Below are 13,788 nucleotides of genomic sequence, written 5' to 3' on the forward strand. Positions count from 1 at the left end.
CCGCAACGCGGGACATAAACCAGCCGGGTCACTTCTCGATGAAAATACCGGGTCACTTCTCAGCGACAATCAACACTTGCGCTACAGATTTCGCGGCCGACCCTTCTTGATCGCACTCATGGCATATCCTTACCGGGCGGCACGAATTTGTCGGGCAGCGGGAAGATGGTGCGGAAGCGCTCGGCTTTTGCCAGATCGCCATGAATATGGAGCGTTCCTGCCTGTTCCAGCTCTCTATAAGGCACGCCGCCATGAACATAGTCGCCAAGCGCGTCGGGATCGCCCTCGAAGAGGATGTCCGCTCCGGTCGGGTCGCCCTGCGCCACGGTAAAGCCGGACGCATCGAGATGGCCACGATACATATCCTCGCCGAAGCGGAAGCCGAGCGAGACATCGAGATCGCCGATGCGGGACCGGTCGATCATAGTGCGGAAGGAGAGGAGGATCGACACGCCGCTGATCGGCTGTGTCGGATCATGCCCCGGCGAGCGGACGGCCCAGCGGCCAAACTCCTGAACCACCGGCTCGGCCTGATAGCCCCATGAGGTGAGTTCATAGACATGCACTGACGCGGGCGGCGGGAGCTTGCGGCGGATGAGAATGCCACGCTGTTCCATCTCCGTGAGGCGTTGGGTCAGCACATTGGCGCTTAAACCGGGCAGGTCGGCGCGCAGATCACCAAAACGTCGCGGACCCAGCATAAGCTCTCGCACAATGAAGAGCGCCCAGCGTTCGCCCAGCAGTTCGAGCCCGTGCGCCATGCCGCAGGCATCGTGATAGCGGCGCTTTTCCGGGAGTTTTTGTTCAATAGTTATTTTTTCTAACGACATAGTTGTGTTTTATAATTTATATGGCATGATCTGTCAATGCCGAGTCGAGGAAGCCGGCCGTTCAATCCAAGGAGCAATGCGATGGAAAAGATGATTTTCGTGAACCTGCCGGTCAGCGATCTGGCGCGGTCGAAGACCTTCTACGAAGCGGTCGGCGCGGCCAACAACCCGCAGTTTACGGACGACAGCGCCGCGATGATGGTGATTTCCCCGACGATTTCCGTGATGCTGCTGACGCATGAGCGCTTTTCGGGCTTCACCAGCCGCAAGATTCCGAACGCGCAGGAAACCGCGCAGGTGCTGTTGTGTTTGAGTGAGGAAAGCCGGGATGCGGTGGATGCAAGGATGGCGCGAGTCGTCGGGGCTGGCGCGGTGGGTGATCCCAACCCGAAGCAGGATCATGGGTTCATGTACGGCCGCAGTTTCGCCGATCCAGACGGCCATATCTGGGAACTGGTGTGGATGGATGTCGACGCCGCGATGGCCGCGAATGCCGAAACCGCCGAAGCCTGAGGAGAGACGATCATGCCCGTTTCTGATAATGCGGCGATAGAAGTTACCGGCTATAATTGGGTGCCGGACTTCGCCAAGGGACAAGTCCGAGACCTGCGGGTACGCTGGGCGTTGGAAGAGATCGGCCTGCCCTATAAGATGCGCCTGATGCATCCGGCCAAACCGCGACCCGAGGGCTATGTACGCGAACAGCCATTTGAACAGGTGCCGGTCTATCATGAGAACGGTGTCCATCTGTTCGAGAGCGGCGCGATCCTCGTGCATATCGGCGAAAAGGATGAGCGACTGCTGCCGCGCGATGCGCAAGGCAAGGGTCGCGCGATCGGCTGGGTTTTCGCCGCGCTCAATAGCGTCGAGCCAGCACTTCAGAATTTGGCCATGATCGCCTTCTTCAACAAGGACGAGGAATGGGCGAAGTTGCGACGGCAGGGCGCGGAGGATTTCGCGCGTCTCAAGCTGAAACGCATTTCGGACTGGCTTGGTGACAAGCCATGGCTGGAGGATCGTTTTACCATCGGAGATATCATGATGGCGTGCGTGCTGCGCATCGTCGAACCGATGGGGCTGGTGGATACATTCCCGAACCTGCGCGCCTATCTGGACCGGCTGGTGGCGCGCCCCGCCTTCAAGGCAGCGCTCGACGCGCAACTGGCGGATTTCACGGCCGCGGCGCCGGAACTCGTTCCGGCCTGAGCCCATAAAGGAGAGAGACGATGAGCTATATTGACGGTTTTGTCATTCCCGTGCCGACTGCGAACAAGCAGGAATTTACCGATCATGCCCGGGAAATGGACCAGATGTTCATGGACATGGACGCGACCCGTATCCTGGAATGCTGGGGTGATGATGTGCCCGACGGCAAGGTGACAGATTTTCGCCGCGCGGTGCAGGCGACCGCGGAGGAGACGGTGTGTTTCTCCTGGGTGGAATGGCCGGACAAGGCGACGCGCGATGCTGCCTTTGGCAAAATGAACGAGATGATGAAGGATGATCCGCGCTTTGACCCTGCCAAAAACCCGATGCCGTTCGACGGCAAACGCATGATCTTCGGCGGATTTACGCCCATCGTCGAGCAGGGTCGGTCGGCCGATCAAGGCTACATACAGGGTTTTGTGATTCCGGTGGCGGAGGGTAAACAAGACGCCTATCGCCAGTTGGAGGAAGACTCCTGGGCCTATTTTCAAGGGTTTGGCGCGCTAAGGCTCATGGTGGCTTGGCAGGACGACGTTCCGGAAGGCAAGCAGACCGATTTCTTCCGCGCGGTGAAGGCTGAATCCGGCGAGAGGATTGTGTTCGCATTCATGGAATGGCCGTCCCGCGACGTGTGCGATGCAGCGGCGAAGAAGATGCAATCCGATGATAGTATGCCGATGCCGACCGAAATGCCGTTCGATGGCAAACGTATGATCTATTGCGGATTTACGCCCGTCGTTACGATGGAGAAGTAAGATGGCGAATAAACATGGCGACTTCATATGGTATGAATTGCTGACGAGCGATGCAGATGCGGCGCAGGCGTTTTACGGCTCAGTGCTGGAATGGACGTTCGCCGATAGCGGCAACAGCGATGTGGATTATCGCATCATAAACGCGCCGGAGCACAGCGTCGGCGGCTTGATGACGATCACGAAGGACATGGCGGACGGGGGCGCCCGACCGACATGGTTGAGCTATATCGCCGTCGATGACGTCGATAAATGCGTCGAAAGCGTCGAACATGGCGGCGGCAAGACCATGATGCCGGCAACCGACATTCCCAATGTCGGGCGTATCGCCATGGTGACCGATCCGCAGGGCGCGCCTTTCTATGTGATGAAGCCCGGCGGCGAGGGCGAAAGCCTGGCATTTGCCGATGACTGCCCGCGGGTAGGCCATTGCGCATGGAATGAACTCATCACCTCCGATCAGGCGGCGGCATGGCATTTCTATACCCAGCGTTTCGGTTGGGTGAAGGATGGCGAAATGGATATGGGGCCGCTGGGCAGCTATGATTTCGTCCGGCATGGCAGTGTGATCGGCGCGATGATGACAGGCACCCCGGAAATGGGGCCGCCGCACTGGAACCAATATTTCCGCGTTGCCGATATAGATCAGGCCAAAGCGGCGATCGAAGCCGGCGGCGGCACGATCACCAACGGACCGATGGAGATACCGGGCGGCGATTTCGCTATGAACGGCACCGATCCCCAGGGCGCACATTTCGGACTGGTGGGTCAGCGCAAATAAGAGAGAAGATTTGCAGGCTACCGATGAGACCTAGGTGTTTAGTCCCGGCATTTGATGGTGCGGATTGAGTGTAAATCTTGCAGGTTCGGTTGTCCAGATTTTGGAGATGTATTCGTATGGTGTGAGGCCCTTGAGGGTTTTGAGCCGACGACCGTAATTATAGGCGTCGATGAAGTCGTACAGGTGCGTCGTCAGTTGGGCATGGCGGAATGCGACAATGATCGCCTCTTCCTCAATGGAAAGTGTCGTCGAATGCGCATCCTTCGGACCCGTTGGCAGATCCTTGACCGCCGCCCGCTTCTTCCACTTGGCTACCGTCTTCTGGTTGATCCCGTGGCGCTTGGCGAGAACTCTCAAACTCTCTTGACTATGTTGTATCGCTCGACGGCCTCACTGCTCGATGATGCCCCGCATCATCTGCGCTCATCGCCCGCTGTCGTGCGGGCGCTCCCATGTAGAATCTGTCCCGCAGTGCATCCTTCCATTGATGGCTGAATAATGCACCATCAAATGCCGGGACTAAACAACTTCCGCTGGCACAGTTTCGGGAACGCGTTTGACGTCAACGGTCGCACCAGCGTCCCGCACGCCTTGCGCAACCGCATGGGCCATGGTCTCGATATGACCGTAAGACGAATAATAGAGCACCAGAACTTTTGCCATCATATGTCTCCTTAAAAACTCAGGGAACGCCGCCCGCGCGTCGGGGAGGGGAGGATCACGCGGGCGACGAGGGGGTTATTCAGCGTCCACCAGGACAATTTCGCTTTCTTCGATGGCGGTGATGGTGACGGTTTCGCCGCCGCCAATCGCCGCACCGTCGCGGGCATTGAACGTCACGCCGTTCACTTCGATGCTGCCGGTTGCAGGCACCAGATAGGCATGGCGGCCCTCTCCCAGTTCATAGCGCAGGCTTTCCCCGGCCTTGAGCGTCGCACCCAGCATTCGGGCATCTGCACGGATGCGCAAGGCGCCTTCATCATCGTCATAGCCACTGGCCAGAACGACGAATCTGTTCGAGCGATCACCCTTGGGAAAGGGCTTTGCTCCCCAGCTTGGCGAACCGCCGGCTGCACGGGGATAGATCCAGATCTGGAACAGGGTGGTTGTTTCATTTTCCAGATTATATTCGCTGTGCCGGACCCCGGTGCCTGCGCTCATCACCTGCACATCGCCAGCTTCGGTACGACCCGTATTGCCCATGGAATCCTTGTGCGTGACAGCGCCATTGCGAACATAGGTGATGATTTCCATGTCCTTGTGCGGATGTGGGGGAAACCCGCTACCCGCAGCGATCTCATCATCATTCCACACCCGGATCGCGCCCCATCCCATACGGGCGGGGTCATGGTAGTCGGCGAAGGAAAAATGATGCCGTGCATTCAACCAGCCATGATCGGCATGGCCCAGTGAGGCAAATTCGCGTTTCTCAATCATCTTCATGATCCTTTCGTCTCTTGATGAAAGACAATTTAGCAGGCATTGTCGTTTCTTAAATAAGCAAGATAGAAACGGATTGTTTCAATATATGCGCCTACCAGACTTCGAAGCCTGGGCGATTTTTGCCACCGTTGTCGAACATCGTTCGTTCACCGCCGCAGCCAAGGCTCTTGGTCTTTCCAAGGCGACGGTATCCAAGGCCGTGTCCCGCCTTGAAACCAGCATGGGTGCGACGGTGTTCCACCGTACGTCGCGCCGCCTGTCACTGACCGAGACGGGTCGCAGCCTTTCGGTGCGTGCTGCCCGCATCCTTGCCGAAGCGGTCGCTGCCGAAGAGACTGCACGTGATGAAGCCAGCGCGCCCAAGGGTACGGTGCGCCTTGCAGCGCCCATGTCTTTTGGCTTGCTGCATGTCGCGCCCGCCGTCGCCGATTTTCTGGCGCTATATCCTGAGATGGCGATTGATCTGCACTTCAGCGATGAAAAGATCGACATCATCGACATGGGCTTCGATATTGCATTACGCATCGCATCCTTGCCCGACAGTTCGCTCCGCGTGCGCAGGCTGGGCGGGGTGGAGGCGCGGATTGTCGCGTCGCCATCCTATCTGGAACGTTATGGGCGGCCATCCCATCCATCTGAACTGAGTGAGCATCGATGTCTGGGCTATGCCTATATCGATACACCAGACACGTGGCGTTTTCTGGGGCCGGGCCGCGAGGAAGTATCGGTTCGCCCAGCGGGTCCGCTGCGTTCCAACAGCGGCGATGCCATGCTGCCTGCGCTCCGTGCTGGCCTTGGTATTGCCATTTTACCCGACTTCATCGTGCATCAGGATATAGCGGAAGGACGGCTTGAAGCGTTGCTTCCAGGCTGGTCCAGGCCGCCGGTCGCGCTGCACCTGCTGACCCCGCCCGGAGACCCGCGCCCGGTCCGCGTAACCCTTTTGGCGGACTTCCTCGCAACCCGCTTTCGCGCCATCTGCGCGGGGTGAAATCGAATCCTTGACAGCTATGAGCGCCCGCGACTCGTGGAGTTATGCGGGTTAAAGGAAAATTAACCTTTTGCGTTCAGATGTTATATGGTTAATATACACGCATGGATGCGCTCGTCGTGGAGTAGCATCTCCATACTGGAACAAGGGGCTGCGAGATGCGCGTGCTGCTTATCGAAGATGAACCAACGACAGCAAAGGCGATTGAGCTGATGCTGACGACCGAAGGATTCAACGTCTACACCACTGATCTGGGTGAAGAGGGTTTGGATCTTGGCAAACTCTACGATTATGACATCATTTGTCTCGATCTGAATCTGCCGGACATGCACGGCTATGATGTGCTCAAGAAATTGCGCACAGCCAGGGTGCAGACGCCTGTCCTCATCCTGTCGGGCATCAGCGAGATGGATAGCAAAGTCCGCTCCTTCGGCTTTGGCGCCGACGATTATGTCACGAAGCCTTTTCACCGCGACGAACTGGTCGCGCGCATTCACGCCGTCGTGCGCCGGTCGAAGGGGCATAGCCAGTCGGTCATCCGCACCGGCAAGCTCGCCGTCAATCTGGACGCCAAAACGGTCGAAGTCGATGGCAACCGCGTGCATCTGACCGGCAAGGAATATGCGATGCTGGAACTGCTTTCGCTTCGCAAGGGCACGACCCTGACCAAGGAAATGTTCCTGAACCACCTGTATGGCGGCATGGACGAACCGGAACTCAAGATCATCGACGTCTTCATCTGCAAGCTGCGCAAGAAACTGGCGCTGGCATGCAGCGGCGACAATTACATCGAAACCGTCTGGGGCCGTGGCTATGTGCTGCGCGATCCCGATGAGGATATGGATGCGCCATCGGCCCAGGTGGCCTGAACGCACAGAATACCAGCTTTACCCGGGGGCTAGCGACCGGCGGATCAGACATGGTCCGCCGGTCCTTTGCTTTGCACATTTGGGCAAGTGCATATGCTTGCCGAAGCCGGAAATAGTGTAGGATGACCCTTCATCGATTCGTGGAACACGCTGTAACGGGTGAGCTTATGAATGGAGAGGTTCCAAAAACACCGCCACAGGCCAGGCATCCCATGGATGCTTTCTTTGCCATACCGATGATGTTCGGAGACGCAGCTTTGGCCTATACGAATGAAGTGTCGCAGCGCTGGTGGCGTAATTTTTTCCGCTGTTCCCACCATCATCCCGAAGGCCATGCCCAACTTAAAGTGCCCGAGCCGCTGGAAGCAGCAGACGAACACGACCTGTTTGCATAGAGCGGGCAGTGTGAAATCTGAATCACGCCGCCCGCTCTATGTTTTTGCTGTCGCATCGTTTACTACGGAAAACCGGTTCCCACTTTTCCGCACGATGCGCTAACGGCTATCAGGCGCGTGGATGGGCGTTTCGGTAAACGTCCAAAAGATAGGCCGCATCGACCTGCGTATAGACCTGTGTGGAACTGAGACTCGCATGGCCAAGCAGTTCCTGTAACGATCGCAAATCGGCTCCGCGTCCCAGCAGATGCGTTGCGAAACTGTGGCGCAGGGCATGCGGCGTTGTCCGCTCCGACAGACCCAGTCTTCCTCTCGCACCCTGTACCGCCCGCCGAATGAGCGCCGGGGACAGCGGCCCGCCGCGCGCGCCGCGGAATATCGGTTCGTTCTTGGCGGGCGACCATGGACAGACGGAAAGATAACCCTCAATGGCCTCGCGCACCTGTGGCAGCAGCGGGACGATCCGCGTCTTGCCCCGCTTGCCGGTGACGCGCAGCGTTTCGCCCAGCGGCAATGCTTCGCCTGTCAGGCCCAGTGCTTCGCTGATCCGAAGCCCGCCGCCATAAAGCAGCAGCAGTACGGCCCAGTCGCGTGCGCCGATCCAGGCCTCGCTGCGTTGCTCGGCGACATCTTCGGCAAGGGCCATGACCTCGTCTGGTGAGATCGGTCGGGGCACGCCGCGTTTGACTCGCGGACCTTTGACTGCAGGCACTCGTGCCTGATCGCCGCCGACAAAATTCAGAAAGCCGCGGACAGCCGATAACTCCCGCGCAGCCGATATATTGCTGATCCCTTCGCTGCGCCGCTCGGTCAGAAACGCGCGCATGTCAGCAATGGAAAGCGTGGTGAGAGTCTCACGCGCCACCAATTCTCCCCGATGGGCTTGCAGGAACGTGATCAGCCGCTCTGCCGTGGCGATATAAGCGCGCACCGTATGCACGGACCGACGCCGATCCAGCGCCAAATGGCGGCGCCAGTCTTCAACAAGGGATTGCGCTGCGTTCATGGTTGCAAGTGTAAGGGAATGTGGTGCGACTGGGGAGAGGAAATGCGTCCTCAATCGGATTCGGCGAGCAAGTGGTTCAATGGATGCAACCCTCGCGGGCTTGGCTGGAAGCCACGCAGGCGTCGTGAAACAAGGGACCATCTGACCGGCGCACCAAGGGGTATATAACCACCATGAGCAAGGGTCAGGACCTCGGCCTCGCTCATTTTTTGCAGCATTTCATCAATGCTTTCGGCCTGCTGTGCCTCAGTGAGCCGCTGCGTTGCTTCCTCGCTGCAGGACAGGGGATAGGCACAACTGAGCCGCCCCAGATACCAGAATGCACTGTCGTAAGGCGCAACTTCATCGATCAGCCGCAGATCGGCATCGGCTTTCTCCTCGACGCGAACGGCAGGTACGCCAATCTGGGCGAAATCCGATTTGACGATGCCGAATAACAGGTTGCTTCCCGGCCCCTTTGACAATGCAATGCGCAGCGGTTCGAGGGGGGCACTGGAAGCGTTGCTGCTTTTCCAGCGGGCGACGACCCCACGGGCGAACGTCCGCCGCTCTTCGATGCCAAGACTGTTCCAGCGCGGCAATCTGGGGGCGGCGGGCATTTCCAGTTGTTCAGGCAGGATACCGGTGTTGGTTGTCCAGCCCGACAATGAAAAAGTTACGGGAAGGCGTTCGCGTTCAATCGCCATAGAGAGTGCTTCACGATTGGCGGCATCCGCCAGAAAGCCGGTTTTCTCGACGATGGCCAGCCCAAACAGCCCGCGCACCGGATCGACGCGAACCGCTTTGTTGTCGACCTTGGCGAAATTGAGCAGAGGCAGGTCCAGATAACGACCACCTAGCACCAGCCCGGCTTCTCCTTCACGAAAACGAATGATTGCGGCAGCCATGCGTTCCGCCCGCAGCACGCGGTTGACGCTACGCGGCAGAGGCGGTTCTTCTTCTCCACCGTCTATTTCTTCAACCACAGGCGTGAGCATCCACGCCAATTTGCGTTGATCCCTGCGATAGGGGCCTGCACCACCGCTTTTGTCGCTGATGCCGAGCTGGGGTTGCGCCAGTATCTGCAGGAAATTGGGACGCGGTGCGGACAAGCGGATTTCGATCACCTCACCTGTCATGGCCAGAATTTCAACGATGGATTGCAGATCGGGGCGCAGGTCGGTTCGCGCACTGGCCTTTATCCGGGCACGGAGAATACGGGCAACTTCCTGCGCCGTGATCTTGTCACCATTCGGCCAATTGGCGTCGCGCAGGCGGAAGATGTAACTTTTACCATCGTCTTCCACGATCCAGCGTTCGGCGAGCGCTGGTTCAATCTCTCCCTGCGCATCGAAGGCAACAAGCCCCTGTGCTGTCGATGCCATCATCAGCATGGCCGGCGGGTGTGGCAAATGTGACAGGGGAGCCGCCAAATCCGCAGGTATGCCACTGATGCTGACGATGACGGGTCCGGTTTCTTCGTCGCCCGAGCAGCTGCCGAGAATCAGCGCGCTGGCTGCCGCCAGACACAGGGATGAGGAACGGTTGAAAAAATGCATCAATATCGCTGCTGTAACCGGAGGGTGTAACTGGGATGTATATTGCCGGGGTTGTCACGCCAACCGGATATTCGCGGTGAAACAAGTGCACGGCTGACATAAAAATACAACGGCAGGATGGGCGCGTCGGTGGCCAGCACTTTTTCCGCGGCACGCATCGCTGTGGCCCGCGCGACAGGATCGGCCTGCGCCATTGCCGTATCGAGCGCATGATCGAATGTAGGGCTGGCATAACCGGAATAATTTACTGGTCCGGCATCTGAACGATGGACAGCCAGAAAATTATCGGCTGCGGGCAGGTCCGCAATCCAGCCAGACCGCGCCAGCATGAAATCATGTGCGCGCAGACTGGCAAAATGCAGGGCTGCCTCGCTGTTGAGCAGGGTCGCTTCAACGCTCAGCGGTTTCCACATGGCGGCGAGTGCGACGGCGACCCGGCGATGGTCGGTGTCGCTGTTGAAACGGATTTCGACCCGTAACGGCCGATCAGCACTATAGCCTGCGGCAAGCAGCAATTTGCGCGCTGCCTGCAACCGCCTGGAACGCGGCCAGTCTGCCCAGTCGGGCCGCCAGGGGGCGAGGCCATCCATCCCTGGTGGGATGACGCCCCAGGCGGGGGGATTACCGATGTTGAGCAGCGGTCCGGCAATCCAGGTTCGATCAACAGCCATATTAAGCGCGCGGCGAACACGGACATCGTCAAAGGGCGGCTTGCGTGTATTGAAAACGAAATAATAGGCCCCGTCGTAAGGCGCTACATGAACTGCGCGCGGCATATGACGCCTTAGCCATGGCAGGCGGCTGGCGGGAAAATCGCTGGTCGTGTCGGCCGCGCCCGCCCGAAATTGCCGTAGCGCAGTCAGACTGTCATCAACCGGCATCCAGTCGACTTGGGAGACGGGCGGCGCGCCATCATGCCAGTGCGGGTTGGCGGACAGCGTGATGCGTTCGTTAAGGTTCCAGCCTGTTAGTCGATAGGGACCACTGGTTACCATCGGTCGATCGGCAGTCCATCGATCGCCTGCCTGCCTGATACGATGCAGGGGCAGGGCCGCCATCGCCGGATGCGCGAGCAGCGCGGGAAGATCGGGAAAAGGTTGATGCAGCGTGACGCGAACCTCATCTGAACCGATGGCGTTCATGGTAGCAATCACTCCAAACAACGCCCGGTGTGGCGAGGCGGTGGACTCGTCCCCAAGCCTTGTGAATAGCTTGGCAAACAGTTCCGCATTGATGGGGTGATTGTCGGAAAAACGCAGTCCTGAACGCAAGAAGAAGCGCCATTCCAGCCCTTCATTGTTTATCACCCATGATCGGGCAAGCCCTGGAACAGCCTTTCCCGCTGCATCGAACCGGGTCAATCCTTCGAATTGGTCGGCGGCAATACGCAATGAGACGAGGTCGGAATATTTTTGCGGGTCCAGTCCCTTGGCTTCCGCATCGCTCAGGCGAACGATTGCATCATTTGGCAGATGGCCGACCTTGCGTTCCCCACAGCCGCTCATCATCGCGAACATGCAAAACAGGATGGGAAGGACTTTGCGGAGCATCGTTTTGACCCTAGCGGCTGAGAGCCGCAAGGTGCATCAAATTTTTGCCACTAATCCAGCCGGTCGATAAGTCCGGCCCTGATCATCGCCTGGCCGCTTGCCTGAATCAGGTGAGGACTGACTATAAGTTTGTTTAATATGGCACGGGGCGTCTTTTTTCTATTTGTTCTGGCCAGGACGGTCTGTTGCCAATAATTGCGTGCTCGCACCAGATCACCGTGATTGGCATAAGCGATCGCCATGGTGATGGCATAATAGGGCAAATTTTCCGAACTGCTGACCGGCAGACTAAGTGCCAAATGGAGCGCTGCGTCGGTTTCGCCGCGTTCTCCCATGGCCACAATGACCGGCAGGGAAAAGAAAGCGGGAAGTTCTGGATACATTTTGCGCGCGGTGATCAGATGTTTTTCATAGGCGGGATCGCCACACTGGAACAGGATGAAACCAAGATACGTATGATACAAAGCCTCATACGGATTGAGTGCGAGCGCACGCAGGGCTTGTGTCTTTCCCAATGTGCAACGACCATCGATGCCCGCCATGAGAGCTGATGCCATCTGTGCCTCAGGCGAATAGGGATCCAGCAAAATAGCTTGCTTTGCATAGGCATGGGCCAATGCCATATATTTTGATCGCTGGTCCGGGTTTATGAGTGCCATCCTGTAGTTCATATAGACAGCAGCGGCCAGCGCCGTAGGGGAGTTCGGATCGACCCTGAGCATTTGCGTAAGGCATGTGTGGGCAGTGTTCAGATTGTCTTTGGTGAATCTGATTTGGGATTCGGCATTTTTCAGCAGGCATGGATAGCCGCCCCCTGTATACCCAGCATAAAATTGTCGCTGATGGGTCGCTATCGCGCCAAAATTGCCGATCAAATTGGCGATGGGCAGGTATAACCGTGTGGCGATCGATGATTCCTGACCTGAAAGATCGATATGCTCTGTCCATAGGCGATCTCCCTTCCGATTGTCCCACAAGGTCAGGTAAAGGTCCTCCCCGGTTGGGCCTGCCAGAACGCTCTGCAGACGATAAGCATAGTCGTCGGGAACGACCGCATTGCCGTTCTCTACGCGCCGACTGTCCTGACCATTGTCATCTGACATAACATCGACGACCCATGAACGATGTAGCGCGTCTCCCAATATCTGATCGATGGATGTCGGCAGGGGAGCGGGGGAACTCAAACTTTTTTCCACCGGCAGCAGTAACATTTTGGGGGCAGGCACAGTTTTGGCAACTGGCATCAATGTTACGGGTTCGTCGTTTGTGAGGAGCATGTAAGCTGCAACGCAGACTAGCAATGCAAGCATCAGTCCGGAGATAACGAAACCAAGCGGTATCCATCGGAATTTCCCGGCACCGGGCAATGCCGGGGAGAATCCGGGTGAGCCAGGTAATTCCGACAAAACTTCGTAACCATGGACGATGGCGTCGCTGGCATGGACGGGGCGGGATGGTCGTTCCTGAGGGCGATAGGCAGGATGCAGGAATACGCGATACGCGCCACTGGGAATTACAAGACGTTCGTCATTGGTCAGGCCATTACGATTATAATATGTATCAAGCATACGGCGTAACCGGCCGACCTGAACACGAGGATAGCTGTCCGATTGTGCATCGAAATCGGGATCCCGTCCCAAGCCGTCGACAGCTACGCTATAGGCTTTGAGCTGCCCCCCTTTACCGGCCACCGTTTGATCAATCAGAAAACGTAATAGCCGCCGCATTACGGGCGAACGGGAAAACTCCGGCGACGCAAAAACTCGCTCCATTTCGGCTGCAAACTTAAACCGATTATAGACGGATTCTTCACCCATTTTGCAACCCCCACGTCGTGATCGGATCCCCATCTGCACGGGCGAAGTTAGCGCTAAGCCTCCGATACAACGCAATATTTTTTCCATGCTACTGGTTAATGCCCGCTTTGCAAAGCCGTTCTGTTCCAATGAGAATGTTTCTGCGGAAAAATGGGCGGAATAATAAAAAATCGGCCGAGAATTGCGGGAAATCTTTCAATACCGGTGTCGAAAGAACCATGCAGAGCCGGAGCAAAACGGTAACCAGGAGGACAAAGATGGACGGCGCAGGCAATGGACATACGCCAAAAACACCACGACCGTACCACCACAGGTCAGCCACCGGGTTGTGGCACCACAATCCAATCACATGCCGCATATTACGTAATGCCGGATTTAAGATTCCCGGCGACAAAAACCAGCAGCCTTGAAGGCATCGGGCAGGTCCATTCTGGATAATGCTAAGGATGATTTCGACGAGAGAGTGTCTATGTAACGGTGACAAATGGGCTGAAACTCCTTTCTCAACGCGCAAAGAGCGAAAACGGGATTGTGTTTAGAGTCCTCTTGGAGGAGGAACCCCTCCGACTTCAGTCGGATACTGGCTTTAGCCTTAGACTCGGCCAGTAGC

Annotated in this window: 14 protein-coding genes and 2 pseudogenes; 7 read left to right on the forward strand and 9 right to left on the reverse strand. The window is 57.4% G+C overall.

Translation table 11 applies throughout. The annotated features are described in order from the left end of the window. Window positions 1-116: 116 nt before the first annotated feature. Window positions 117-830, reverse strand: a complete 714-nt coding sequence (locus L3X40_RS18730; protein WP_237366948.1) for a winged helix-turn-helix transcriptional regulator — start codon at window positions 828-830, stop codon at window positions 117-119. A gap of 81 nt (window positions 831-911) precedes the next feature. Between L3X40_RS18730 and L3X40_RS18735 the strand changes: the two genes are divergently transcribed. The 4 genes from L3X40_RS18735 to L3X40_RS18755 are packed head-to-tail and all read left to right on the forward strand — an operon-like array spanning window position 912 to window position 3,569. Continuing rightward, complete coding sequence (locus tag L3X40_RS18735; RefSeq protein ID WP_237366949.1) at window positions 912-1,343, forward strand: VOC family protein; 432 nt, start codon at window positions 912-914, stop codon at window positions 1,341-1,343. A gap of 12 nt (window positions 1,344-1,355) precedes the next feature. Continuing rightward, window positions 1,356-2,036: a glutathione S-transferase family protein gene (locus L3X40_RS18740; protein ID WP_237366950.1), complete on the forward strand. Its 681-nt coding sequence runs from the start codon at window positions 1,356-1,358 to the stop codon at window positions 2,034-2,036. A gap of 20 nt (window positions 2,037-2,056) precedes the next feature. Further along, window positions 2,057-2,791: a DUF1428 domain-containing protein gene (locus tag L3X40_RS22565; RefSeq protein ID WP_445177211.1), complete on the forward strand. Its 735-nt coding sequence runs from the start codon at window positions 2,057-2,059 to the stop codon at window positions 2,789-2,791. A gap of 1 nt (window position 2,792) precedes the next feature. Further along, window positions 2,793-3,569: a VOC family protein gene (locus L3X40_RS18755; RefSeq protein WP_237366951.1), complete on the forward strand. Its 777-nt coding sequence runs from the start codon at window positions 2,793-2,795 to the stop codon at window positions 3,567-3,569. 30 nt (window positions 3,570-3,599) lie between these two features. Here L3X40_RS18755 and L3X40_RS22570 read toward each other — a convergent pair whose 3' ends face one another. The 4 genes and pseudogenes from L3X40_RS22570 to L3X40_RS18770 form a co-directional block, all read right to left on the reverse strand. Beyond that, entirely contained in the window at window positions 3,600-3,791 is a 192-nt protein-coding gene (locus L3X40_RS22570) for an IS3 family transposase (protein ID WP_445177212.1), read from the reverse strand. Beyond that, a pseudogene (locus L3X40_RS22575) lies at window positions 3,774-3,947 on the reverse strand (helix-turn-helix domain-containing protein); the annotation flags it as partial. The pseudogene L3X40_RS22575 and the gene L3X40_RS22570, both read right to left, overlap by 18 nt. 147 nt (window positions 3,948-4,094) lie before the next feature. After that, a pseudogene (locus L3X40_RS18765) lies at window positions 4,095-4,232 on the reverse strand (flavodoxin domain-containing protein); the annotation flags it as partial. Between the two features lie 75 nt (window positions 4,233-4,307). Beyond that, the gene (locus L3X40_RS18770) at window positions 4,308-5,006 is read right to left on the reverse strand and encodes a pirin family protein (RefSeq protein WP_237366952.1); all 699 of its coding nucleotides are present in this window, start codon (window positions 5,004-5,006) and stop codon (window positions 4,308-4,310) included. A 91-nt stretch (window positions 5,007-5,097) separates the two neighbouring features. On the opposite strand from L3X40_RS18770, the gene L3X40_RS18775 reads away from it, so the two are divergent. From L3X40_RS18775 to L3X40_RS18785, 3 genes are all read left to right on the forward strand, one after another. Further along, window positions 5,098-6,003: a LysR family transcriptional regulator gene (locus L3X40_RS18775; protein ID WP_237366953.1), complete on the forward strand. Its 906-nt coding sequence runs from the start codon at window positions 5,098-5,100 to the stop codon at window positions 6,001-6,003. 158 nt (window positions 6,004-6,161) lie between these two features. Further along, entirely contained in the window at window positions 6,162-6,872 is a 711-nt protein-coding gene (gene ctrA / locus L3X40_RS18780; RefSeq protein ID WP_237366954.1) for a response regulator transcription factor CtrA, read from the forward strand. 122 nt (window positions 6,873-6,994) lie between these two features. Continuing rightward, window positions 6,995-7,267, forward strand: coding sequence for a hypothetical protein (locus L3X40_RS18785; protein ID WP_237366955.1), 273 nt, complete (start codon window positions 6,995-6,997; stop codon window positions 7,265-7,267). 109 nt (window positions 7,268-7,376) lie between these two features. Here L3X40_RS18785 and L3X40_RS18790 read toward each other — a convergent pair whose 3' ends face one another. Genes L3X40_RS18790 through L3X40_RS18805 form a run of 4 tightly spaced genes read right to left on the reverse strand, consistent with a single transcriptional unit; the run spans window position 7,377 to window position 13,178 of the window. Next, window positions 7,377-8,273 carry a tyrosine recombinase XerC gene (locus tag L3X40_RS18790; RefSeq protein ID WP_237366956.1) on the reverse strand — a complete coding sequence of 299 codons (897 nt, stop codon included), beginning with the start codon at window positions 8,271-8,273 and terminating at the stop codon, window positions 7,377-7,379. A gap of 50 nt (window positions 8,274-8,323) precedes the next feature. Beyond that, window positions 8,324-9,811, reverse strand: coding sequence for an ABC transporter substrate-binding protein (locus L3X40_RS18795; protein ID WP_237366957.1), 1,488 nt, complete (start codon window positions 9,809-9,811; stop codon window positions 8,324-8,326). Next, window positions 9,811-11,361 carry a peptide ABC transporter substrate-binding protein gene (locus tag L3X40_RS18800; protein ID WP_237366958.1) on the reverse strand — a complete coding sequence of 517 codons (1,551 nt, stop codon included), beginning with the start codon at window positions 11,359-11,361 and terminating at the stop codon, window positions 9,811-9,813. The genes L3X40_RS18795 and L3X40_RS18800 overlap by 1 nt, the downstream gene beginning before the upstream one ends. Before the next feature lie 50 nt (window positions 11,362-11,411). After that, window positions 11,412-13,178 (reverse strand): tetratricopeptide repeat protein, encoded by a 1,767-nt coding sequence (locus tag L3X40_RS18805; RefSeq protein ID WP_237366959.1) that lies wholly within the window; start codon window positions 13,176-13,178, stop codon window positions 11,412-11,414. Between the last annotated feature and the right edge of the window lie 610 nt (window positions 13,179-13,788).

Source organism: Rhizorhapis sp. SPR117 (assembly GCF_021742065.1).

Bases quoted from the DNA above. Each gene is read 5' to 3' on its own strand.
- ctrA (WP_237366954.1), top strand. From the start codon at position 6,162: ATGCGCGTGCTGCTTATCGAAGATGAACCAACGACAGCAAAGGCGATT.
- L3X40_RS18770 (WP_237366952.1), bottom strand. From the start codon at position 5,006: ATGATTGAGAAACGCGAATTTGCCTCACTGGGCCATGCCGATCATGGC.
- L3X40_RS22565 (WP_445177211.1), top strand. From the start codon at position 2,057: ATGAGCTATATTGACGGTTTTGTCATTCCCGTGCCGACTGCGAACAAG.
- L3X40_RS18730 (WP_237366948.1), bottom strand. From the start codon at position 830: ATGTCGTTAGAAAAAATAACTATTGAACAAAAACTCCCGGAAAAGCGC.
- L3X40_RS18735 (WP_237366949.1), top strand. From the start codon at position 912: ATGGAAAAGATGATTTTCGTGAACCTGCCGGTCAGCGATCTGGCGCGG.
- L3X40_RS18800 (WP_237366958.1), bottom strand. From the start codon at position 11,361: ATGCTCCGCAAAGTCCTTCCCATCCTGTTTTGCATGTTCGCGATGATG.
- L3X40_RS18785 (WP_237366955.1), top strand. From the start codon at position 6,995: ATGACCCTTCATCGATTCGTGGAACACGCTGTAACGGGTGAGCTTATG.
- L3X40_RS18805 (WP_237366959.1), bottom strand. From the start codon at position 13,178: ATGGGTGAAGAATCCGTCTATAATCGGTTTAAGTTTGCAGCCGAAATG.
- L3X40_RS18790 (WP_237366956.1), bottom strand. From the start codon at position 8,273: ATGAACGCAGCGCAATCCCTTGTTGAAGACTGGCGCCGCCATTTGGCG.
- L3X40_RS18795 (WP_237366957.1), bottom strand. From the start codon at position 9,811: ATGCATTTTTTCAACCGTTCCTCATCCCTGTGTCTGGCGGCAGCCAGC.
- L3X40_RS18775 (WP_237366953.1), top strand. From the start codon at position 5,098: ATGCGCCTACCAGACTTCGAAGCCTGGGCGATTTTTGCCACCGTTGTC.
- L3X40_RS18740 (WP_237366950.1), top strand. From the start codon at position 1,356: ATGCCCGTTTCTGATAATGCGGCGATAGAAGTTACCGGCTATAATTGG.
- L3X40_RS18755 (WP_237366951.1), top strand. From the start codon at position 2,793: ATGGCGAATAAACATGGCGACTTCATATGGTATGAATTGCTGACGAGC.